At 68.8% G+C, this 20,811-nt stretch carries 19 protein-coding genes and 6 pseudogenes; 16 read left to right on the plus strand and 9 right to left on the minus strand.

Annotated elements, in window-relative coordinates:
• Positions 1-197: 197 nt before the first annotated feature.
• Positions 198-881 (plus strand): annotated as a pseudogene (locus PV419_RS49980) (IS701 family transposase); the annotation flags it as partial.
• A 252-nt stretch (positions 882-1,133) separates the two neighbouring features.
• Here the strand turns inward: PV419_RS49980 and PV419_RS49985 are convergent.
• From PV419_RS49985 to PV419_RS49995, 3 genes are all read right to left on the minus strand, one after another.
• Entirely contained in the window at positions 1,134-1,505 is a 372-nt protein-coding gene (locus PV419_RS49985; RefSeq protein WP_319700713.1) for a DoxX family protein, read from the minus strand.
• A gap of 80 nt (positions 1,506-1,585) precedes the next feature.
• Positions 1,586-2,266, minus strand: coding sequence for an SDR family NAD(P)-dependent oxidoreductase (locus PV419_RS49990; RefSeq protein ID WP_319700715.1), 681 nt, complete (start codon positions 2,264-2,266; stop codon positions 1,586-1,588).
• A 27-nt stretch (positions 2,267-2,293) separates the two neighbouring features.
• Positions 2,294-3,223 carry an NADP-dependent oxidoreductase gene (locus PV419_RS49995; RefSeq protein WP_319700717.1) on the minus strand — a complete coding sequence of 310 codons (930 nt, stop codon included), beginning with the start codon at positions 3,221-3,223 and terminating at the stop codon, positions 2,294-2,296.
• A gap of 101 nt (positions 3,224-3,324) precedes the next feature.
• Here PV419_RS49995 and PV419_RS50000 point away from each other — a divergent pair, with 101 nt between their 5' ends.
• The 3 genes from PV419_RS50000 to PV419_RS50010 all read left to right on the plus strand — a co-directional run bounded on the left by PV419_RS50000 (position 3,325) and on the right by PV419_RS50010 (position 5,785).
• Positions 3,325-4,017 (plus strand): TetR/AcrR family transcriptional regulator, encoded by a 693-nt coding sequence (locus PV419_RS50000; RefSeq protein WP_319700719.1) that lies wholly within the window; start codon positions 3,325-3,327, stop codon positions 4,015-4,017.
• Positions 4,018-4,302: 285 nt separating this feature from the next.
• Entirely contained in the window at positions 4,303-5,058 is a 756-nt protein-coding gene (locus PV419_RS50005; protein WP_319700720.1) for an SDR family oxidoreductase, read from the plus strand.
• Between the two features lie 40 nt (positions 5,059-5,098).
• The gene (locus tag PV419_RS50010) at positions 5,099-5,785 is read left to right on the plus strand and encodes a TetR/AcrR family transcriptional regulator (protein WP_319700722.1); all 687 of its coding nucleotides are present in this window, start codon (positions 5,099-5,101) and stop codon (positions 5,783-5,785) included.
• Between the two features lie 16 nt (positions 5,786-5,801).
• Here PV419_RS50010 and PV419_RS50015 read toward each other — a convergent pair whose 3' ends face one another.
• Together PV419_RS50015 and PV419_RS50020 are read right to left on the minus strand one after the other, a co-directional pair.
• Positions 5,802-5,990, minus strand: a complete 189-nt coding sequence (locus tag PV419_RS50015; RefSeq protein WP_319700724.1) for a hypothetical protein — start codon at positions 5,988-5,990, stop codon at positions 5,802-5,804.
• Between the two features lie 58 nt (positions 5,991-6,048).
• Complete coding sequence (locus tag PV419_RS50020) at positions 6,049-6,744, minus strand: SDR family NAD(P)-dependent oxidoreductase (protein WP_319700727.1); 696 nt, start codon at positions 6,742-6,744, stop codon at positions 6,049-6,051.
• Between the two features lie 102 nt (positions 6,745-6,846).
• Here PV419_RS50020 and PV419_RS50025 point away from each other — a divergent pair, with 102 nt between their 5' ends.
• Entirely contained in the window at positions 6,847-7,725 is an 879-nt protein-coding gene (locus PV419_RS50025; protein WP_319700728.1) for a helix-turn-helix transcriptional regulator, read from the plus strand.
• Positions 7,726-7,834: 109 nt separating this feature from the next.
• Here PV419_RS50025 and PV419_RS50030 read toward each other — a convergent pair whose 3' ends face one another.
• A complete protein-coding gene (locus PV419_RS50030) occupies positions 7,835-9,118 on the minus strand; it encodes a PP2C family protein-serine/threonine phosphatase (RefSeq protein WP_319700730.1) in 1,284 nt (427 codons plus the stop codon).
• A 232-nt stretch (positions 9,119-9,350) separates the two neighbouring features.
• Here PV419_RS50030 and PV419_RS50035 point away from each other — a divergent pair, with 232 nt between their 5' ends.
• From PV419_RS50035 to PV419_RS50060, 6 genes and pseudogenes are all read left to right on the plus strand, one after another.
• Positions 9,351-9,500, plus strand: coding sequence for a hypothetical protein (locus PV419_RS50035; RefSeq protein ID WP_319700762.1), 150 nt, complete (start codon positions 9,351-9,353; stop codon positions 9,498-9,500).
• A gap of 842 nt (positions 9,501-10,342) precedes the next feature.
• Positions 10,343-10,593: pseudogene (locus PV419_RS50040) on the plus strand (transposase); the annotation flags it as partial.
• A gap of 188 nt (positions 10,594-10,781) precedes the next feature.
• Positions 10,782-12,134 (plus strand): MFS transporter, encoded by a 1,353-nt coding sequence (locus PV419_RS50045; RefSeq protein WP_319700732.1) that lies wholly within the window; start codon positions 10,782-10,784, stop codon positions 12,132-12,134.
• Positions 12,131-13,534 (plus strand): alpha/beta hydrolase family protein, encoded by a 1,404-nt coding sequence (locus tag PV419_RS50050; protein ID WP_319700734.1) that lies wholly within the window; start codon positions 12,131-12,133, stop codon positions 13,532-13,534. The genes PV419_RS50045 and PV419_RS50050 overlap by 4 nt, the downstream gene beginning before the upstream one ends.
• 52 nt (positions 13,535-13,586) lie before the next feature.
• Positions 13,587-14,462 carry a PaaX family transcriptional regulator C-terminal domain-containing protein gene (locus tag PV419_RS50055; RefSeq protein WP_319700736.1) on the plus strand — a complete coding sequence of 292 codons (876 nt, stop codon included), beginning with the start codon at positions 13,587-13,589 and terminating at the stop codon, positions 14,460-14,462.
• A gap of 105 nt (positions 14,463-14,567) precedes the next feature.
• Positions 14,568-14,783: a hypothetical protein gene (locus PV419_RS50060; protein WP_319700738.1), complete on the plus strand. Its 216-nt coding sequence runs from the start codon at positions 14,568-14,570 to the stop codon at positions 14,781-14,783.
• 78 nt (positions 14,784-14,861) lie between these two features.
• Here PV419_RS50060 and PV419_RS50065 read toward each other — a convergent pair whose 3' ends face one another.
• Positions 14,862-15,275, minus strand: a complete 414-nt coding sequence (locus PV419_RS50065; RefSeq protein WP_319700740.1) for a hypothetical protein — start codon at positions 15,273-15,275, stop codon at positions 14,862-14,864.
• Here PV419_RS50065 and PV419_RS50070 point away from each other — a divergent pair.
• From PV419_RS50070 to PV419_RS50085, 4 genes and pseudogenes are all read left to right on the plus strand, one after another.
• A pseudogene (locus tag PV419_RS50070) lies at positions 15,210-15,362 on the plus strand (transposase); the annotation flags it as partial. The gene PV419_RS50065 and the pseudogene PV419_RS50070 sit on opposite strands and share 66 nt — an antisense overlap.
• Before the next feature lie 308 nt (positions 15,363-15,670).
• Positions 15,671-16,135 (plus strand): annotated as a pseudogene (locus PV419_RS50075) (VOC family protein); the annotation flags it as partial.
• A gap of 1,020 nt (positions 16,136-17,155) precedes the next feature.
• Positions 17,156-17,737 (plus strand): carbonic anhydrase, encoded by a 582-nt coding sequence (locus PV419_RS50080; protein ID WP_319700742.1) that lies wholly within the window; start codon positions 17,156-17,158, stop codon positions 17,735-17,737.
• A 14-nt stretch (positions 17,738-17,751) separates the two neighbouring features.
• A complete protein-coding gene (locus tag PV419_RS50085) occupies positions 17,752-19,212 on the plus strand; it encodes a SulP family inorganic anion transporter (protein WP_319700758.1) in 1,461 nt (486 codons plus the stop codon).
• 134 nt (positions 19,213-19,346) lie between these two features.
• Here the strand turns inward: PV419_RS50085 and PV419_RS50090 are convergent.
• Positions 19,347-19,550: pseudogene (locus PV419_RS50090) on the minus strand (integrase core domain-containing protein); the annotation flags it as partial.
• 82 nt (positions 19,551-19,632) lie between these two features.
• Here PV419_RS50090 and PV419_RS50095 point away from each other — a divergent pair.
• A pseudogene (locus PV419_RS50095) lies at positions 19,633-19,985 on the plus strand (integrase); the annotation flags it as partial.
• Between the two features lie 369 nt (positions 19,986-20,354).
• Here the strand turns inward: PV419_RS50095 and PV419_RS50100 are convergent.
• Positions 20,355-20,666 carry a hypothetical protein gene (locus tag PV419_RS50100; RefSeq protein WP_319700745.1) on the minus strand — a complete coding sequence of 104 codons (312 nt, stop codon included), beginning with the start codon at positions 20,664-20,666 and terminating at the stop codon, positions 20,355-20,357.
• Positions 20,667-20,811: the final 145 nt, after the last annotated feature.

Raw genomic sequence — 20,811 nt, forward strand, 5'->3', positions numbered from 1 at the left:
GGGCCGCTCCAGGTCGCTCCATTCGGGGCGCATCAGCGCCTTACGTGATGTTCACCCGGGCGGAGACGCATGCCTGGACGGCGAGCTGACCGGAGTGGAAGTGCGTGCCTCCAGCGTCACCATGGTGTGGCATCCGATGCCTCCGCCAGCTATGGAGCCGTCCGGGATGACCGTGGAGCGGTCGCAGGGGCACCTCACTCGCCGTGTGGCAGTTGAAGGCGCCGGTCATGGTCGCCGACGCCGGCTACGGCGTCAGCACCCCCTTCCGGCTCGGTCTGCAGGAACGAGGGCTGTCCTATGTCCTGGCCCTGAACGGGAAGGAGGTCGCCCACCCGGAGGACGTCGAGCCGCACCAGCCGGCCTATGGCGGGCTCGGACCGCCCACCTTTCCCCGCTACCGCACCCCACCTCGAGCCGTCTGCGTCCTCGCAGCGCAGGCGGGTGCGGAGCAGTTCACCGAGGTGACCTGGAGGCGGGGCAGCAAAGGCGCGATGACCTCACGGTTCGTGGTGCTGACAGTGCGGCCTGCGGGCAAGCAGTCCCTGGCCGCAGCTCAGGAGGCGGGCGGCGGCCGCAACCGATGGGACGGCGTCCTGCCCGTCCAGACACTCCTCGTCGAGTGGCCGGACGGCCATGACGCTCCGACGGACTACTGGATATCGAACCTGCCCGCCACCACCCCGGCCGCTGACCTGGTGCGGTGGGCCAAGATGCGCTGGCGGATCGAGCACGACTACCGCGAGCTCAAGCATGGCCCTGGGCTGGACCACTTCGAGGGCCGCACCTGGCGCGGCTGGCACCACCACGTAACCCTCGTCACCGCCGCCCAGGCATTCCTCACCCTCCGGCGGCTCGACCCAAAAGTCCGCACACCGGCCTGACCCTCTACCAGGTCCTCGACGTTCTCCAGGACCTGCTGAGGTGCTGGACCGGTTCATGCACCACCTGCGGACGCCCCCTGCCCCGCCCTCGGAGCAGCCGCAGACAGCCCACAACCTAACGAAGCACTACTAGATGACGCCATTCCAGTGCTGGTACCGCCCATGGGGACGTCCGGCCGCGGGTGGACGCCAACGGGTTGGTTCCAGGTTCACCCAGTGCCGTCGCGATCACCGGCGTGGCGCAGGTGGGGGTCAGAAGCTGTAGGGGCCGAAGCGTCCCCAGGCCACCAAGGCGGCCAGGATCAGCAGGACAGCATTGAAGACGATCGCGCCGGGTTCCTTGCGGCGGGCGTGGGTGATCGCGGCCAGCACCATCACCACGATCAGGCCGGTCGCGGCCAGCGGAGTCAGCACCGGGGCGATGCTGGTGGCCGCGGGCAGGATCAGCCCCAGCGCCGCGGCGCACTCCGCGATGCCGATGAAGCGGACGGTGCCCTGGGAGAAGTCGGCCGTCCAGGGCAGCTGGCCGACCAGTTCGTCCTTGGGCTGGGTGGACTTCATGACACCGGCCATGGCGAACATCGCGGCCAGCACGGCCTGGACTATCCACAAGAAGACGTTCACGTACGGATTCCTTGACCGAAGGGGGACGCGGGAAGGGAGCGGACGCCCCTTCAGGGAGCGGGGTGGGGTGGGGCGATCAGTCAGGTGTTGAAAACGGCCTCGGAGCGGTCGCGATTTTCGTGCAGGTCCCAGTACACGGGGGCGATCTGCTCGGGCGTGGCCGTCGGGAAGCCCTCCGGGCCGCCGTCACCGATCCAGACGTTGATGGCCACGTGGGCGGCGTGCACACCGCTGCCGTCCAGTTCCTTGCCCAGGTTGATGACCCAGTTGCGCAGGGCCGCGCCGGCGGCGTTGACGTTCCCGAGCATGGGGATGGGATCCACCGAACCGCCGCCGCTGGTGAACAGCAGGGTGCCGGCGCCCGCCTCGCGCATCGCGGGCAGCACCGTGCGCCCGGCGGCCACGGCGCCATAGAAGACGTACTCAATCTGCGGCTGCAGATTGTCGGCCGTGACCTCCGAGGGGGCGACCAGGGTGAGACCGGGCACCGGGGAGTGCGCGGCCGGCGAGTACTCCAGCACGTCGATGCCGCCGAAGCGGGCCTTCACGGCGTCCAGGGCGGCGGTCAGGGAGGGCCGGTCCAGGACATCGGCGGCGAACGCCTCCGCGGTGATGCCTTCCTGGCCGAGCTGGCCGACCAGCGTCTGAAGCTTCTCCTTGGTGCGGGAGATCAGGGCGACGTCGAAGCCTCGGCTGCCGAAGGTGCGGGCGATGGCCAGGCCCATACCGGTGCCGGCGCCGACGATGGCAATAGTGGGCACGGTGGTTTCTCTTCCCTTGGGCGTGTGTCAGGAGCAGGAAACGGCGATCTTGCCCGGGGTACTGGCGGCGAAGGCCTCCGTGGCCTGCTCCAGCGGGTAGGTGGCAGTGACGGGCACACGCAGCGCACCAGAGGCGACCTGCTCGGCCAGCGAGGTCAGGATCCGGGCGTCGGGGTTGGCCATGATCGTGTGGACGGTGACGTCCTGCCCCTTGACGTCGTCCTGGGTCAGGCCGGTGGTGGAGGCGAGCTGTCCGCCCGGCCGCAGCAGAGCGGCCAGTTGGGCGCCGTCGCCCGCCAGGTGCAGCACCGCGTCCACACCGTCCGGGGCGATCGCGCGGACCTGTCCCTCCAGGTCACCGGTGAAGTCGACCACGTGGACCTCCGCGTCGGTCAGGCCGGTGACGAAGTCGGTCTGCGCGCCGGTGCGGGCGGTCGCGATCATCTTCGCGCCGCGGGCCGCGGCGAGCTGCACCGCCAGCGACCCCACCCCGCCGGAGGCCCCGGAGATCAGCAGCGTCTGGTCCTCGGCCAGGGCCACCGCTTCCAGGCTCGCCACGGCAGTGGCCCCGGCCACGCCCAGCGCGCCCGCGTCCCCCGCCGCCAGGCCTGCGGGGATGCGGGCGACTCCGTGTCCGGCGGGCACGGTTACGTACTGGGCCAGCGACCCGGCGCCCAAGTACGGCTTCAGCACGACACCGAAGACCGCGTCGCCGACCGCGAAGCCGTCCACGTCCTCACCGAGCGCCTCGACGGTGCCCGCGAAGTCCTGGCCGAGGACCAGCGGGAACCGGTGCTCCATAAACGCCTGCGTGTAGCCGGCGGCGGTGGCGATGTCGATGCCGTTCAACGAGGTGGCGGCTACCTTGACCAGCAGTTCCCCGGCCTTCGGGCTAGGAGTGTCCACCTCGGTCACAGCCGGGGTCGAGGGGACGGATTCGAGCGTGACAGCACGCATGACAACACCCTTTCAAGTAAGTGGGCCAGGCGTCCCACTTTCACTGTCACCCACCGTACAGCAGAACCGGACCGGCCGTTCCATTTGGATAGAGTGGGGACATGACCTCGCCACCTTCCGACCGGACGCCAGGCCAGCAGCCCGGCACGGGACTGCGCGCCGACGCCGAACGCAACCGCTGCCGCATCCTGGCCGCCGCCCGTCGCCTCTACGCCACCGAAGGACTCGGCGTCTCCATGGCCTCCGTCGCCCGCGAGGCAGGCGTCGGCAAAGCCACGCTCGGCCGGCGCTTCGCCACCCGGGAGGAACTCGTCGACGCGGTCTTCGCCGACCGCATGGACTCCTACGCCGACGCCGTCGGCGAAGCACTCGCCGACCCCGACCCCTGGCACGGCTTCACCGGATACGTCGAGGCCGTTTGCGCCATGCAGGCCGCCGACCGCGGCTTCGCCGACGTCCTGACCATGTCCTTCCCCACCGCCAAGGCGCTGGAGGCCCGCCGCGCCGAGGCGTACGACCAACTGCTCGAACTCATCACCCGCGCCAAGAACACCGGGCACCTGCGCGAGGACTTCACCCACCAGGACGTCGTCATCCTGCTCATCGCCAACGCCGGAGTCGTCACCGCCACCGGCGACGCCGCCCCCGACACCTGGCGCCGCCTCGTCGGCCACATGATCCGCTCTTACGCCGCGCCCGGCGCACCGATCCCCCCGCTACCCGAAGCCCCGAGGCCCACCGCTCTCTACCGCGCCATGGTCCGCCTCTCACAAACCGGCCCGGACACCGCCTAGCTAGCAGGGGGACACAAGGAAAGGGTGGCCTTCTCACAGAACGCCACCCATACGCCAGACCCAATCACGCCCCGGTGCACCCTCACGCAAGTCGTCCCGCACGGCCCCGGAGCGGAGGTCGAAGAGAGCGAACGTCTGAAGATCTATGCCGTAAACAACATACGCCGCGAGCGTCGGGTCCAGGCCGCTTGGTAAGTGGATCGACTTGCCTAAGAGTGGTGCGGGAGTTACCTTCAGATGGTGAGTCCATCGACTTACCTTACGACTCGGCAAGGAACAATGAACATGAATCGTCTTGCGGGCAAGCGCGCCCTCATCACCGGCGGCACGAGTGGGATCGGTCTGGAGACCGCGCAGCGTTTTGTCGCGGAGGGGGCCGAGGTGCTGGTCACGGGCGTAACCCCGGCCAGCATCGACAAGGCGCGGCAGATCCTCGGGGACAAGGTGCCGGTGGTGCAGGCCGATGCACGCGATCTCGATGCGCAGCGCGGCCTGGCGGAACGGGTGCGTGAGCACTTCGGGGAGCTGGACGTGGCCTTCCTGAACGCCGGCGTCTCGGACTGGCGGCCGTTCGAGGACCACACGGAGGACAGCTACGACCGGCTCTTCGACATCAACGTCAAGAGCGTCTTCTTTCTCACACAGGCCCTGGTGCCCGTGCTGGCCAACCCGTCCTCGGTCATCCTCAACGCGTCCAACAGCGCGCACCGCGGCTACGGGCAGTCGAACGCCTACGCCGCGACGAAGGCGGCTCTCGGCTCCCTGATGCGGTCGTGGAACGCGGACCTGCTCACATCGCACGGCATCCGGTTCAACGCGGTCAGCCCCGGCCCGGTGGACACCCCGCTGTACGCCAAGCTCGGGATCGAGGACCCCGCGCAGCAGACGGCGGTTCTGGAGGCGATCAGCTCCACCATCCCGCTGGGTCGCATGGGTATGCCCGAGGAGGTCGCGGAAGCCGTCGTGTACCTGGCCTCCGACGTCTCCGCCTTCGCTGTGGGCCAGGACCTTATCCTGGACGGCGGCCAGACCGTCCTCTGACAGCGAGGATGCGGCCGGGAGACGGGCGAGGGGCGTGGGCATGTCGGTGGCGGACCGAGCGGAGACCGGTGGCGATACGTGCCAGGCCGGGTATCACGCGCAGATCAAAGCGGAGAACCGCGCCCGCATCATCCGCGCCGCCCGCGACCTCTTCCTCGCCCGGGGATACGACAAGACCTCCCTGGCCCAGATCGCCAAGGAGGCCCGCGTCTCCACCGGCACCCTCTTCAAGCGGTACCCCTCCAAGGCTGCGCTGTTCGCGGCCGTCACCTCCGAACAGTGGCAGCTGGACGTGCAGTACGCCGAACCGCCCCCGCCCGGTGATCCCCGGTACGGCCTGGACCACATCGGCCGCGACTACGCCTGCCTGGTCTCGCGGCCCCACACGGCGGCGCTGTGCCGCCTCATCATCACCGAACTTCCCCAGATGCCGGAACTCGCCGACATCGTCGGCACCGGCTTCGCCATCGACCGAGGACCCTTCTTCGACCGGCTCCGCGACTACCTGGACGCCGAAGCACAGGCCGGCACACTCGACTTCCGTTCGGCCGACGGACAGCCACAGTCGGCATCCGCAGTGGCCGAACAGTTCCTCGGCATGATCTGCAGCCAGCTCCTGTGGCCTCAACTCGTACGGACCGACTTCGTCCCGCCCAACCCCACCGACACCACGATCGTGGACGAAGCCGTCGCCCTCATGCTCAGCCGCTATCGCACCGGATCCTGAACCCCGGACTACCAGTTCACGCTGCCAGGACCCCGCCGGCGAGGTAGACCCGGATGCGCTGCCTGGGGTCGGGCTCGGCCTGGACGGCCTGCTCGATCTCGGCTGTCGCCTCCCGGAAGAAGCCGCGGGTGACCGCCGGCACCAGCTGTTCTTCCGTGGAGGCCAGGCTGTACAGCGTCGCCTTGGAGCACTCCAGCCTCGGCAAGAGTTCGCCGCTCTAGAACCCTCGTCCGTGCCGGGCACGCCCCGAATTCAGGGGCGGATCACCAGGCCATCTCACCGTGACGGTCACGGAAGGTTCCGGTCGGTCCGTCCGCCCCGATGGTGGCGAGTTCGACGATCACGTCGGTTCCCTCGGTCACCGTCTGCGGGCCGCTGTGCCCGTTGAAGTCGGTCGCGGTGTAGCCCGGGTCGGCCGCGTTCACTTTCACGTCCGGCAAGGACTTCGCGTACTGCGTGGTCAGCATGGTCACCGCTGCCTTGGACGCCGTGTAGAGCGGCGCGAGGTTCCTCGACTCGACGCGCTCGGTGTCGTGGGTGGCCGCGAACGACCCCATGCCGCTGGAGACATTGACGATGACCGGGCTCGCGGACTTGCGCAGCAGAGGCAGGAACGCGTGCGTCACCCGGACGATCCCCACGACATTGACTTCGAACACCTCGCTGGCGTCAGCGGCCGTGATCTGGTCGGCAGAGTTGTGTGTCCCGAAAATGCCTGCGTTGTTGATCAGGACGTGGATGCTCCCCTCGCGAGCCTCGATATCGGCGGCGGCCGCGGCCACCGACGCGTCGTCCGTCACGTCGATCTGGACGAAACGGGCACCGAGTGCGTCGGCGGCTGCCCGGCCGCGCTCCGGATCACGCGCACCGATGAGGACGGTGTGGCCGGCCTCGATCAAGCGGCGGGCGGTCTCGTACCCGAGGGACTTGTTGGCTCCTGTGATGAATGTGGTCGTCATGCGTCCACTCTCGGTCCGTGGCGAGAGGCCAGCCAGTGCTCTCCGTGACGGTAGGACAGCCAGTACCAGGCACGGCGACGGCCCGGCGGACACAATGGCCGAGTGGACGAGACTCTAGGCACGGCACTGCACCGCTGGCGCGACCGCCTTTCTCCCGCGGACGTCGGACTGACCTCACGGCCCGGACGACGCGCGGTGGGGCTGCGACGCGAGGAACTGGCCGAACTCGCCGGGCTGTCGGTCGACTACGTGGTCCGCCTGGAACAGGGCCGCGCCAAAAGCCCTTCGGCGCAGGTCGTCGCGAGCCTGACCAGGGCACTGCAACTGCAGCCCATGGAGCGCGATCACGCCTACCGGCTGGCCGGCCTCCTGCCTCCCCAGGAGGGAACGGTCTCCACGCATGTTCCGGCCGGGGTCCAACGGATGCTGGCCCGCCTCGGGGAATTCCCCGTGGGCGTGTTCAGCGCCGACTGGACCTTGCTGTCCTGGACCCCCGCATGGTCAGTACTGATGGGCGACCCCAGCGCACGGACACACGACGAGCGCAATCTGGCACGGGCGGTCTTCGCCACAGGGCCCAGCCGGCTCGCGTCTTGGCCCGTGCTCCAGGACGACGACGCCCTGAAACCCGCCCTCGTCGCCGATCTGCGCACAGCTCTCATCGACTACCCCCGCGACCGCGGCCTGACCGACCTCGTCGAGGAACTGCGATCCACCAGCGCGGAGTTCACCCGACTGTGGGACGAGGGCACGGTCGGCCCGCACGTCTCGGCCCGCAAGACCGTCGTACACCCCCAGGTGGGTGAGGTGATCTGCGACTGCGACGTGCTCACCGTCCCAGGCTGCGACATCCGACTCGTCGTCTACACGGTGGCCGCGGGTTCCACCGACGCGGAGAAGCTGGAGTTCCTACGGGTCACGAACGGCGTCCGCGCCGACGGCCCCGCGCTTCCGGGGCCCGGCCTGTTCTCCACGCCGTAATGATCGGGCCAGCCGTCCCGCACCGACGATGGCACTCACGGCTTACGGACCGCTATGGCTTCAGTTGGCGGGGTTCGCCACCTGCGGCGCTCAGCTGGCGGCGCGGGGGTCATAGGCGGAGGACGATCAGGGCGATGTCGTCGCGGGCGCCGCTGCTGACGCCGAGGTGCGCGAGCAGGGCGTCGGCGAGGTGTTCGGGGGTGTGGCGCGCGTAGCGGGCGAGAGCGTCGGTGAGGCGTTGCAGGCCGGCGTCGATGTCCTCGCCACGGCGTTCGATGAGGCCGTCGGTGTAGAGCACGAAGGTGTCGCCGGGAGTGTAGGGCAGGTCGGCCTGGGGGCGGGGGAGGTGTTTGGGGCGGGTTCCCAGCGGAGGGTCGGTGGCCTGGTCGAGCAGATCGCAGGTGCCGTCTTGGTGGAGCAGAACGGGGGGCGGGTGGCCGGCGCTGCTGTACATGATGCGGCGAGCGTGGGTGTCGATGACGGCTTGGACGACGGTGGTGGCCAGCGCACCCTCCACGTAGCGTGCATACAGGCCCAGGCAGTCCAGGGCCCTCGCGGGCCCTTCGACGGCCCGGACGGAGGCGGACAACGCGCTGCGGAGCATGCCCATGACAGCGGCGGCCTCCAGGCCGTGGCCGACGACGTCGCCGACCGCGACGGCGAATCTGTTCTCGGGCAGGTCGACCACCTCGTACCAGTCGCCGCACACATTCAGTGACCCGGCGGCGGGCAGGTAGCGCACCGCCGTGTCCTGGTGCCGGGCCAGGTGGGGCGAGTGGAGCATGGCCTCCTGCAAGGTGACGGCGACCTGGCGTTCCCGGGCGTGAGCTTGGCGCAGTTCCTCGTTCAGTCGCTGAAGCTCGCGCGCCCTCGCATACAGTTCGACCTCCATCGCCTCCACGTCGCTGAGCGCCCCGCCGTCTCGCGGGCGAGGGTGGGAGAGGACGAACGCGGTCACGTCTTCCCCTCGGTGGATGATCCACGCCACCTGCCCATCCGGCCCGAGCACTGGGGTATTGATCGCGGACCACCACCGCTCCTCGAACACGCCGGGCTGCTCGGCAGAAGGGATGTCGTACTTCATCGGCGCCATCGTGTCCCGCTCCTTCGAGCGCAGCACCCGGTGCAGGGAAGCGTGCAGCTTCCGTACCCCTTCAGCATCGGGGTCCGCCGGATTGTCAGGGAAGGCATCGAAGAGGTACCGCCCCAGCAGATCCTCCCGACAACGGCCGGTCACCCGGCAGGCCGCCTCGTTGACGTCAGCGATCACCAGATCCGGGCCCAGCACCATATAGGGGCTGGGAGTGACCGCGAACAACGCTCGGTAGTCGACCCCCGGCCTCGCTACACGCTGCGGCCGTGCATCCTCATCAGGGATGTTCTCGTCCCTCACCCCTACGTTCTACCGTGCCTCGGCGTCCGCGGCACCTGGGCACATCACCTGCCCTCGGCCTGTCAGCCTCTGCTACTTGAAGTCGACCACCGCAGATGGCGGACCCGGAACGTGGGGCTTGCGGGGGGGGCGGAGCCGTCCGCGGCGCGGGCAGTTCACGGTGAGCTGCTGTCCCGGACCTTGCGTACGGCTTTGTCGTCCAGGCCATGGGTGGTGTGGACGAGCGCGGTCGGTGTGTGGGGCAGCCGAGGGATCCGTCGAGGAGCAGGGCACCCTGCCCACTGCCTTGTGGTCCTCGGTCTTCGCCCTTGTGATCGAGGGCGAGGCGGTAGCCGAAGCGGCGCACGGGGATCTGGAAGTACTCGGGGAGCAGCCGGTGTAGGCGCGGTCGGCGGCGCAGCTGCCAGGGGCTTGGCCAGTTCGCGCAGCGCGATGACCGCGTTGCGGCCGATACGCATCGTTGGGGTGTCGAGTACGAGACCGACGCACATCTGCGGGTAGGCGGTCGGCTTGCCCGCGCTCTCGCCGGGGCAGCGGCGGTGGGCAGAGACGAGGAAGCTGGCGCTGCAGCCGAAGGCCGGGGGCGGAGCCCGCGCTGCAGTGCCGGCCTGCGGCGATCTCCACCGATGCGGTCTGAGTGCGGTCGCTGACGGGGCGAGCCAGGACCGGGATGGGCGTGGCGTCGACGCCCACGTCCCCGCGGCAGCCGCGCAGGTTTCCGCGAGTCTTCGCGAGGCGGACCGGCGTGAGGACCAGTTGGTTGGCCAGCAGTTGGGGCCGCTCGGCGGCCTGCCTGCCGGAGGGGCCGTTCCAGGCATCCGCGTAAGCGTCGGCGACGTCCTGGGGAAGACGCGAGCGGCGGTCGTAGCGCGCCGGGTCCAGCACGGTGGCGATGCGGTTCCAGCCCCGGTAGAGGCGGCGACTGGCCGCGATGCGCGCCCGCGCTGTCGCTGGCGGTTCCTTCGGGATGCCCAGCCAGGTGCGAGCCCTGGGTTCGAGGCGGAAGTGGAGGATGCGCCAGGCCTCGGCGATCGTGGCCCGGCCCGTGAAGTACGTGGCCAGCAGCAGCCCGGCCAGCACCGTGCGCGGGCGCACCCCGGCCCGCCCCGGCCGTCCTTGCAGACCTGCGGCACGGCATCATGGATGGCGTCGGTGATGGTCATGCCGACTGAGTACGACAGCCACCGGCCTCGCGCCGTGAGCCAGTCGACGAACTCGTGGGGCTTCGGCGGCGTCGCGCCAGTGCGCTGCGGCTCCGGGAAGATCAGCGGCAACCTGCGGCTCCTCGGCGATACAACCGCCGCCTGCAGAGAGTCTTCTACACATCCGCGTTGTTCAGCATCCGGCACTGCGACGAGTCGCGCCGGTTCCACGACCGCACACAAGCCGAGGACAAGCTCCACACCCAGGCAGTGCTCGCTCTTGCCCGCCGCCGCGTCAACGTCCTCTGGGCACTCCTGCGCGACGGACGGTGATACGGGCTCACGCCGCCCGTCGCTCCCAAGCCAGTAATCGCCGGGAAGTACTCCAGCTGCCGGATGTCCGTGCGCCGATTCTTCGCGTGCCAGGGATTCAACGGATCCATGTTGTGCACTTTCTTGACGATGGTTACGAGAGCGCCTAAGTTTCGCGAGTGTCCTTCCCCCGGTCAAGGGAGACCGCGATGCCCCCGTCCCCCGTCGCATCACCGTCCACGGCCCGCGAACGAACCCGGCAACTGCGCCGGGTCGCCCTCTCCGGACTGCTCGGCACTGCCGTCGAGTTTTACGACTTCCTCGTGTACGGCACTGTCGCCGCCCTGGTCTTCGGTGAACTGTTCTTCCCCAAAGCTGATCCCGCCGTCGGCACCATCGCCGCGTTCGGCACCTTCGCCGCCGGCTATGTCGCCCGCCCCCTCGGCGGCATCCTCTTCGGGCACTTCGGCGACCGGCTCGGGCGCAAGTCGATGCTGCTGCTCACCATGGGTCTGATGGGCGCCGCCAGCTTCCTCATCGGCCTGCTGCCCACGTACGACACGGTCGGCGTCTGGGCGCCGGTCCTGCTGATCAGCCTGCGCGTCGTGCAGGGCATCGCCATCGGCGGTGAGTGGGGCGGTGCCACCCTGATGGTCGTCGAGCACGCCGGAGAGCGGCGGCGCGGCCTGTGGTCCAGTTTCACGCAGATGGGAGCCCCGCTCGGCTCCCTGATGTCCGCCGCCGTCGTCGCTCTCGTCGTCACCCTGCCCGAGGACGAGTTCGCGGCGTGGGGCTGGCGCGTGCCGTTCCTGCTGAGCGTGATGCTGCTCGGCGTCGGGCTCTTCGTACGGCTCAGGGTCGTTGAAAGCCCCCTCTTCGCCGAGGTGAAGAAGGATCACGCCGAGTCGCGGCTGCCGGTCCTCGACGTGCTGCGGCATCCGCGTCCCGTGCTGCTGGCCTGCTGCGTCGGCATCGGCGCCTTCACCGCCCAGTCGCTGCTGACCAGCTACCTGATCTCGTACGCCACCGACATCGGATACGCGCGCCCGCAGGTGCTCACCGCCCTCGCGGTCTCCGCCGCCGTCGCCCTGGTCGTGCTCCCCTGTGCTTCCGCGCTTTCCGACCGGATCGGCCGCCGCCCGGTCGTCCTCGCCGGCGCCCTCGCCTCGGCGGCGCTCGCCTTCCCGGTCCTCGGGTTGGTCGACTCGAAGTCTCCGGGACTGCTGATCCTCGCCGTCGTCCTCGGCCACGGCATCGCCCAGTCCATGATGTACGGCCCCCTGGGCGCCCTGTTCAGCGAGATGTTCGGCACCCGGGTCCGCTACACCGGCGCTTCCCTCGGCTATCAGGGCGCCACCCTCATCGGCGCCGGCTTCTCCCCGATGATCGCCGGAAGCCTGGTGGCCGGGAGCGGGAGCGGCACCCCCGTCGCCCTGCTGCTCTGTGGCGGCTCCCTCATCACCGCGCTGACCGTCTGCTTCGTACGCGAGACCAGCAAGGCGTCACTCACCGAAGCCACCGAACGTCCCACCGCCCCTCACACCGAGGAGATCTCCGCATGACGACCGGCGCCCGCACCCGTGTCCGTACCGCCTGTCGCACCGCCTGCGCGGCGGCGCTCCTGCTCGCCGCCACCTCGCTGCCCGCCTCGACCGTGGCGGTCGCCGCGGACACGAGCCACATCGAGGGTCGACTCGCCTCGGGCGCGACGTACATGATGGACGTGCCCGCATCCTGGAACGGCACCGTCCTGCTCTTCAGCCACGGCTACGCGGCCGGACCGGCCAACCCCGCCCAGGACGCCCCGGACGACGCCACGAAGGCCCTCCTGCTCGAGAAGGGTTACGCGCTCATCGGTTCGTCGTACGCCACGACGGGCTGGGCGGTGACGGACGCCGTGCCCGACCAGCTCGCCACCCTGTCCGCCTTCACCGACCGCTTCGGCGTGGCCGGTCGCACCATCGCGTGGGGCAGGTCGTACGGCGGGCTGGTCACCACCGCCATCGCCGAGCGGCACCCGGACCGCATCGACGGTTCCGTGTCCCTGTGCGGTCTGGTCCACGGCGGTGTCGCCAACTGGAACAACACCCTCGACCCCGTCTTCGCCCTCAAGACGCTCCTCGCGCCCGACTCCGATGTCCCGCTGACCAACCTGGCGGACCAGGCGACCGCCACCAGGGCGGCGGGCGCCCTGACGTCCTTGGTCGACTCGGCGCAGTCGACGCCACAAGGGCGGGCCCGGATCGCGCTCGCCGCGGCGCTGCACAACATCCCGGTCTGGAACCAGCCGACCCAGACCCGGCCCGCTGCGGCCGACTGGGACGCACAACAGGCCAACCAGTACGACGCCGTCAAGGGTCTGCTGCGGATCGCCGCCTTCAACCGGCGGCAGGAGGCCGAGGTCCGGGCGGGCGGCAACATGTCCTGGAACACCGGCGTCGACTACAGGAAACTGCTCGGCCACTCCTCGGTCCGCAAGGAGGTCACCGAGTTGTACAAGAAGGCCGGGCTCTCCCTGAAGGCTGACATCGCCACCCTCAACCGCGCCCCGCGCGTCAGCGCCGACCCGGACGCCGTCGCGTGGATGAGCAGCACCAGCTCCTTCACCGGCGAGCTGACCAAGCCACAGCTCTCCGTCCACACCATCGGCGACCCCCTCGTCCCCGTCCAGACCGAGAGCGCCCTGCGCCGGGCCGTCACCGCCGCCGGGTCGGCGTCCCTGCTGCGTCAGGCGTACGTCGACAACGCCGGGCACTGTACCTTCAGCCCCGCCGAGCAGCTCGCCGCCCTGCACACCCTGGAGGACCGCCTCACCACCGGCAAGTGGCAGGGAACCGACTTCAGGTCCCTCAACTTCCGTGCCGCAGCGGCCGATTCCACGACCGCTGCCCGCTACGTCGCGTACCGCCCCACCCCGTACCTGCGGCCCTATGACCTTGCCCACCCCGCCGACGGCCAGTGATGTGGTACGGCCGCCTGCCGCATCGTCGGCTGACGGCCGTACCCTTGCCACCGTGGAGGACGACGACATCCTGGACAGCTCGGTCAGCAACAGCTCGGACATCCCGCAACCGCGTCCGCAGTCGCTCATGCTCACCTTCTTCGGCAACCACGTGCTGGAGGAGGGGGACCTGTGCGTCTACTCGGGCAGCATCATCGACGTCCTCGGCCGCGTCGGCGTCGGTGAGCACGCCGTGCGCTCCACATTGACCCGTATGGCCAACCGGGGCCTGCTGCGGCGCCAGCGGGAGGGCCGCAGGATGTACTTCGGCCTCACCCCGCAGGCGACCCGCGTCCTGCACGACGGCCGCACACGTATCTGGAAGAAGGGCGCGGTAAACGACGACTGGGACGGCTCCTGGACGCTGCTGGCCTTCTCCCTCCCCGACTCCTGGAAACGCCAGCGCCACGACCTGCGCTCACGGCTCGCCTGGTCCGGGTTCGGCGCGCTGTACAGCGGGCTGTGGATCGCCCCGGGGAACGTCGACGTCTCCGCCATCGTCTCGGAACTCGGGCTCGCCGATCACGTCAAGATCTTCCACGCCCGCGCCGACGTGGCCACCGACATGGGACTGATGATCCGCGACACGTGGGACCTGGAGAGTATCGCCGCCCGCTACGTCACCTTCGACAAGCGCTGGACCGCCCACCTGAACGCCGGGGCCGGAAACGACCCGATCGGGACCCGTCTGCGGCTGGTCAGCGAATGGCTCTGGACCATCCGTACGGACCCCAGGCTGCCCGCTCGGCACCTTCCCTCCGACTGGCCGGCCCACGCCGCCCAGAAAACCTTCCGACGCATCGCGCAACAGACCGAGGCACCCGCGCTGCGCATGGCCCGCGAACTACTGGAGACCCGTAGCGCCCCAGAATGCCTTAACTGGCCCTGACCTGGGGTAACGCACCCGACCACCAAGTACCCAGCATGATCAGTCCTCGTGCTGGTACAACTTGTCTACCTATTCGCCACGCGAATCTTGGCGTGGTTGTTCCTGATGACTCGATCCTCTGCGGCCAAGAACGCGGAGATACCGATCCTGCGACACGAGCTCGCGGTTCTGCGCCGACAGGTCACCGCGCCCAAGCCCGGCTGGCCGGACCGTGCACTGCTCAGCGCCCTGTCCCGACTGCTCCCCCGAGCCCTGCACGAACACCGGATCGTCTCACCACGCACCCTGCTGGCCTGGCACCGGCGGAGATCCGCGACTTGATCATCCGGCTCGGCGCCGAGAACTCCCGTTGAGGCTTCCGACGCGTGCACGGCGAACTGCGCCGCCTCGGGCACGAGGTCAGCCCGCCACCGTCCGTCGGGTGCTGCGTGCCGCCGGTCCCGGTCCGGCCCGCGCCACCAGCCGGCGCGCGGTGAGTGAGCTGCCTTCCTCAAAGCCCAGGCCAGCGGCCTGCTTGCCACCGATCTCTTCCATGTCGACACCATCGGCCTGCAGCGGCTCTACGCGCTGTTCGTCATGGAGGTGCGTACCCGCACCGTCCACATCCTCGGCGTCACAGCCCATCCCACCGCCGTATGGGTCACTCAGCAGGCCCGGCGGTTTCTGTGGCAATTCGGCGATCGCGCCGCAGAATGCACCCACCTCGTCCGCGACCGGGACGCGAAGTTCACCGCCGCCTTCGACGCCGTGTTTGCCGGCGAGGGCATTACTGCGGTCAAGATCCCTCCGCCCAGCCCCAACTGCAACCCACACGCAGAACGCTTCATCCGCTCAGCACGGGAAGAGTGCACCGACCGTGTCCTGCTCTTCGACCGTGGCCACGCAGAGAAGATCTTCCATGACTGCGCACGCCACTTCAACAGCCACCGACCCCACCAAGGCCGAGACCAGCTCGCGCCCACAACCCAAAGCGACAGCGAACGTATGTACAGCCAGCACCTCGGGGTGAAGCCGGTGCCGACGCTCGCCGCGACGCCGTATGCCGACCACCAAAATTCCACGACACCACCGTGGACACCTTCGAGTCCGATGAGGAACTGGATGAGTTCCTTGCCTTCACCCACGCCGAGCGCCACTGAGACGTCGCCTGACAGCCACCACGATGCAACCGGTCATCCTCGACACCGATGTCGCTTCCCTGAGCCACAAGCGCAAACCTCGGCGCGCAGCACGCCGACGTCGGCCAGGGACCGGACGTGTCCCATGTGGTGCTCGCCGACCCCGAGGGCAACGAGTTCTGTGTCCTCGAGCCGGGCAACAATTTCCTCGCCGGCTGCGGCTTCATCGGAGCGCTCGCCTGCGATGGTTCGCAGGCCGTGGGCTACTTCTGGAGCGAGGCGCTGGGCTGGCCGCTGGACTGGGACCAGGACGAGGAGACCGCCATCCAGTCACCGAACGGCGGTACGAAGATCACGTGGGGCGGTCCGCCGCTCATGCCGGACCCCGGCAAGGACCTGCACTTGGACCTCGCGCCGTACGACGATCAGCAAGCGGAGGTCGAGCGCCTGCTCTCCCTCGGGGCGAAGCGTCTCGACTCCGCCCACGGCGGAGACGACGCGGTGCTGCTGGCCGACCCCGACGGCAATGAGTTCCGCGTGCTCACGCGCCGGTGAAGCGGGAGCCGCGGTAGGCGGTTGCTGCTGTGGGGAGCGCAGCAGAGAGTCGGGCAGGCCCCGTCACCAAACGGGCAGCTCAACGCGTCCCGCGAGGAGAGAGCCACACCCAACCCTGAATTGAGCAGCAGAGTCGATGAGCATGTCAAAGACCGCCTCATCCGGGATCCGCCGACGATGACACCCCAACGGATGGCTACTGACCCTCTGCGCCGATGGTGCCAGGAACTCCTTACGCGTGGGGGCGATGATCAGCGGGCCATGACCTCCGGACCGGCGCATCCGGTGCGGCGCTCACGAAGGGCGTGCGCGCCGCACCGGTCGCGCCAGCCTCGGAGAGCCGGCCCTTATAACCGATCACCCTCCTGACGACAAGGGCAGTTTCACGCCAACTCAACTCGGTTTTCAGGCTCTCCTCAGCTGGAAACGTGAAGTGAACCCTGCAATCGACTTTGCCGAGTTAAGGTGTTTCTTGACTGGTCATTGACCATCCGTTGGTACACGCAAGTGGTAGCGAACTGCCTGGAGGGGGCGAATGTTCCGAGGTACGACGGCACGGACCGTGGTTTCGATCCTCGCCGCCGTCCTGCTCGCCCTTCAGTTCTTCGCGTCTACTGCGTCCTTCGCACACGCGCACACGGTCAGTCAGGCAAAGGCCAAAGCCCAGCCCGGAATCAAACTCTCCGGGAAGGCGTTGCGCGATGAGACCCTCACGTCCCGCCACTGCGTTCCGTCGGTCAATGGGGACCCGACCGGACCGCTCGGCACCCGTGATCGTCTGCGTCTCGCCGACTTTGGGCCTCAGGCGCCTGACCGACCACTGCTCACCCGGGATACCGCGTCCGCGCACGAGCCGGCCAGTCCCGGCGCGGCTCATCAGCGCACGTCGAGATCGTCGACGCCCCACGCCCCGGCCGCGCTTCAGGTCTTCCGCTGCTGAGAGCAGAGCAGTCCCCCCACCTCTGTCATGTAAAACCACACCGACGCGCTACAACGGCGCGCCAGGAGGAGCCACCACATATGCAGCCCCTCATCGACAACGCCCGCATGTTCGGACAGCGCCCTGAGGAGTTCGCCAGACTGGCCGAAGGGCAGTCCCCTACGGTCCTGTTCATCACCTGCTCCGACTCCCGGGTCGTACCGGCCCTGATCACGGGCGCCCGCCCCGGCGAGCTCTTCGAGCTGCGCACCGCGGGCAACATCGTTCCGCCGTACGCCTCCGGGCAGCCCACCAGCGAGGCGGCCACCATCGAGTACGCCGTGGAGGTCCTCGGCGTCAGCGACATCGTGGTCTGCGGCCACTCCCACTGCGGTGCCATCGGCGCGCTGGTACGTGGCGACGACCTGGACGCCGTACCGGCCGTGCGGGACTGGCTGACGAACGCCGCCGACGAGCCCAAGTGCTCCGACACGGCCGACCCGACCGTCGCCGAAGGCGTCCAGAACCACGTCCTCGCCCAGTTGCTGCGGCTGCGGTCGTACCCGGGCATCGACAAGCGCCTTCAGTCGGGTGAACTCCGACTGCACGGCTGGTACTACGAGGTCCACACCGGCATCGTGCGGACGCACCGCACGGAGTCCGACACGTTCGAGACGCTCTGAGGGGGCTGATGACCATGCTGTCCAAGTTCCCTTACCTGAGGCAGGACTTCCTCGCCTCCATCGTCGTCTTCCTGGTCGCCGTGCCGTTGTGCGTCGGCGTGGCGGTAGCCTCCGGTGTCCCGGCCGAACTCGGCCTGGTCACCGGCATCGTGGGCGGCCTCGTCACCGGGTTCATGCGCGGCAGCAGCCTTCAGGTGTCGGGGCCGGCCGCCGGTCTGACCGTGCTGGTCTTCGAGGCCGTCAGCGAGTTCGGGGTGGCCACGCTCGGTGTGATCGTGCTGATGGCCGGTCTGCTTCAGCTCGCCATGGGCTTCCTCAAGATCGGCCGCTGGTTCAGGGCGATATCCGTCTCTGTCGTCGAGGGCATGCTCTGCGGTATCGGTCTGGTGATCATCGCCGGCCAGATCTACGCGGCGGCGGGCCTCAAGGCCCCGGAGACCGGGATCGGCAAGATCGCGGGGCTCCCGGGGGCGTTCGCCGACGCGCTCGGCAGCACCCGGGCGGTGGCCTCCCTCGCGATCGGAGCGGGCACCATCGCCGTGATCGTGCTGTGGAAGAAGATGCCGAAGGCGGTGCAGTCCGTGCCCGGCGCCCTCGCGGCGGTGGTCCTGGTCACGGTCGCCTCACTAGCCTTCAGCCTGCCGGTCTCCACCGTCCAGGTCGAGGGTCTGCTCGGCGTCATCCAGCCTCCGGGGGCCGAGGCGTTCGGTGAGCTGGCCAGTCCGGCCATCTGGGGCACGATCGTCGCGTTCGCGCTGATCGCCTCGGCGGAGAGCCTGTTCAGCGCGGCGGCCGTGGACCGGCTGCACGACGGTCCGCGTACCGAGTACGACAAGGAGATGATCGCCCAGGGCGTGGGCAACACGGTGTGCGGTCTGCTCGGCGCGCTGCCGATGACCGCGGTGATCGTGCGCAGCTCCGCCAACGTCAACGCGGGCGCGAAGACCAAGGCGTCCCGTGTGCTGCACGGCGTGTGGCTGCTGCTGTTCGCCGCCGCGATGCCATGGGCCCTGGCCCTGATCCCGGTTCCCGCCCTGGCCGGCATCCTGGTCCACGCGGGCTGGAAGCTGATCCCCTTCCGCGAGATCGTCTCCCTGTGGCGGGGCCACCGCGGCGAGGCGCTGATCCTCGTCGTCACCGCCGTCTCGATCGTCGCCGTCAACATGTTCGAGGGCGTGCTGATCGGTCTGGCCCTGTCGGTCGCCAAGACCGCCTGGGAAGCCTCGCACCTCAAGACGGAGGTCATAGACAAGGGCGCCGGCCCCATCCAGGTCTACCTGTCGGGCAACGCCACCTTCCTCAGGTTGCCGAAGATCCTCGACAGCCTGGAGGCCCTGCCCCAGGACCGCCCGATCGAGTTGAACCTCTCCAGGCTGCACCACCTGGACCACGCCTGCCGTACGGCCCTGGAGAACTGGGCCGAACGGCACAGCGCGCCCGACATCGATCCCGTGAAGGTCACGGCGAGCACCTGACATCGCCCAGCGGCCGGGCGGTGCACACCACACTCGTACCGCCCGGCCTACCAGACCCGCGCTGACCAGCCCAAACAACCAGACAACGGGTCGGTACCTCTCGCCTATGCCGCTCGAAAAGTCCTCGTCGCACGTCACGCCGGATACCGATACTCGTTGATGACGCGGCCGAGGACCCGGTTGCGCACGACTTTGCGGGTGTCGATGGCATACACCGTGGCTGGATGTTGACGAGCATCAGGTGGTAGCTGGTTTCGGGTCTGGTGGGGTCGCTGCTCGTTGTAGTGCTGCTGGCAGACCGAAAGCACTTGGCGGGCCTGGGCCTCGTTCATGATGAGGGCGTGGCCGAGGGGGTGCCGCTCGAAAAGTCATCGCCGCAGGGTGAACGGGATGCGGTCAGTCCGCTGGGATCATGTCCTCGTGATCGTGTCCTTGCTGTACAAGGTGACCCGGAAGCTGCCGACTGTTCCATCGGTGCTCCTGCGTCGCGGGACGGCGAAGGAGGCCGAACTGCTGGTGCTGCGGCACGAGAACGCGGTCCTGCGTCGCCAGTTGGCCGGACCGGTCCGCTATGAGCCCGCCGACCGGTTCTGGTTCGCAGCGCTGTCCGGGCTGATACCCCGGCGCCACTGGCGCGAGATCTTCCCTGTCACCCCCGGCACCTTGCTTGCCTGGCACCGCAGGTCGGGTATCGGATCGCCGCCTCGACGGTCTGGGAGATCCTCCACGCGGCCGGCATCGACCCCGCGCCACGTCGCCCAGCGGCGGCGTGGTGACCAGCAGCGATGAAGATCCGAGCCCCACACCCGCCTCGATGGCGAATCCCGCAGATTGATCACGACTCGATACGAGCCCTACTGATCGGGCGCCGAGCAAGCCCTCCAGTGTCGAGCCGGTAGCGATCAGTCCGGCGACGGTCCAGTCGATCTCGGTCGCCGCCAGGACACGATGGCGGTGACGCCGATGGGGATGGCTGCCGACGCGTTCTTGGCGGCGTTGATCCGTTGCAATGTCACGCACGAGGGCGGCGGTAGATCATGAGCTGCCCGACGGGCATCAGGTGTGGGGCCAGGCGGACGTTGATGACCATGCCGAGGACCTCAAGGGGCCCGGGAGGCTCGAGACGGCACCAGCCGGCCGGTTCAGGTTCGGGCGATCAGCTTGATCTCGTGCAGCACTTGGGCAAGCTTGTTGATCGTCTTGGCCGGCAGGCCGACAACGAAGCGCACCGGATGGTCCTGGGCATCAGACCGGAGCTTGGCAGGCAGTCGACCGAGGCGGCCGCGGAAGTCCCGGGTGTACTGTCCTATGACCAGTTCCCTGGGCATCGTGGTGGTTCTTCCGCAGTTGTCACAGATGATCGTGAGTAGGCAGCCGTGGACGTAGGTGAGCCGATGCAGTTGCTCTCCGCCACAGGTGCACTCCAGATACGTGGATTCCGTGCTCTCGGTCATTGTCGGCTCCTCGGCTCTGCCGAAAGGCTCACCGCGCCCGTCGGGCAAGTAGTGCAGCAATCAATCGGGTGGGGGCGGGCGACGGTCAGTGGCCTGAGCAGCCGGGCTGCGTCCGCAGCAATCGCAGGCGCGGTGGTTCTGCCGT

Origin of the sequence: Streptomyces sp. ME19-01-6, assembly GCF_033793745.1 — a bacterium.
GTDB lineage: Bacteria > Actinomycetota > Actinomycetes > Streptomycetales > Streptomycetaceae > Streptomyces.

What these genes read in the sequence shown, in the direction of transcription:
- PV419_RS50045 (WP_319700732.1), top strand. Translation starts at nt 10,782, where the DNA reads ATGCCCCCGTCCCCCGTCGCATCACCGTCCACGGCCCGCGAACGAACC.
- PV419_RS50000 (WP_319700719.1), top strand. Translation starts at nt 3,325, where the DNA reads ATGACCTCGCCACCTTCCGACCGGACGCCAGGCCAGCAGCCCGGCACG.
- PV419_RS50020 (WP_319700727.1), bottom strand. Translation starts at nt 6,744, where the DNA reads ATGACGACCACATTCATCACAGGAGCCAACAAGTCCCTCGGGTACGAG.
- PV419_RS50100 (WP_319700745.1), bottom strand. Translation starts at nt 20,666, where the DNA reads ATGACCGAGAGCACGGAATCCACGTATCTGGAGTGCACCTGTGGCGGA.
- PV419_RS49995 (WP_319700717.1), bottom strand. Translation starts at nt 3,223, where the DNA reads ATGCGTGCTGTCACGCTCGAATCCGTCCCCTCGACCCCGGCTGTGACC.
- PV419_RS50005 (WP_319700720.1), top strand. Translation starts at nt 4,303, where the DNA reads ATGAATCGTCTTGCGGGCAAGCGCGCCCTCATCACCGGCGGCACGAGT.
- PV419_RS50010 (WP_319700722.1), top strand. Translation starts at nt 5,099, where the DNA reads ATGTCGGTGGCGGACCGAGCGGAGACCGGTGGCGATACGTGCCAGGCC.
- PV419_RS50060 (WP_319700738.1), top strand. Translation starts at nt 14,568, where the DNA reads ATGACTCGATCCTCTGCGGCCAAGAACGCGGAGATACCGATCCTGCGA.
- PV419_RS50050 (WP_319700734.1), top strand. Translation starts at nt 12,131, where the DNA reads ATGACGACCGGCGCCCGCACCCGTGTCCGTACCGCCTGTCGCACCGCC.
- PV419_RS50080 (WP_319700742.1), top strand. Translation starts at nt 17,156, where the DNA reads ATGCAGCCCCTCATCGACAACGCCCGCATGTTCGGACAGCGCCCTGAG.
- PV419_RS50085 (WP_319700758.1), top strand. Translation starts at nt 17,752, where the DNA reads ATGCTGTCCAAGTTCCCTTACCTGAGGCAGGACTTCCTCGCCTCCATC.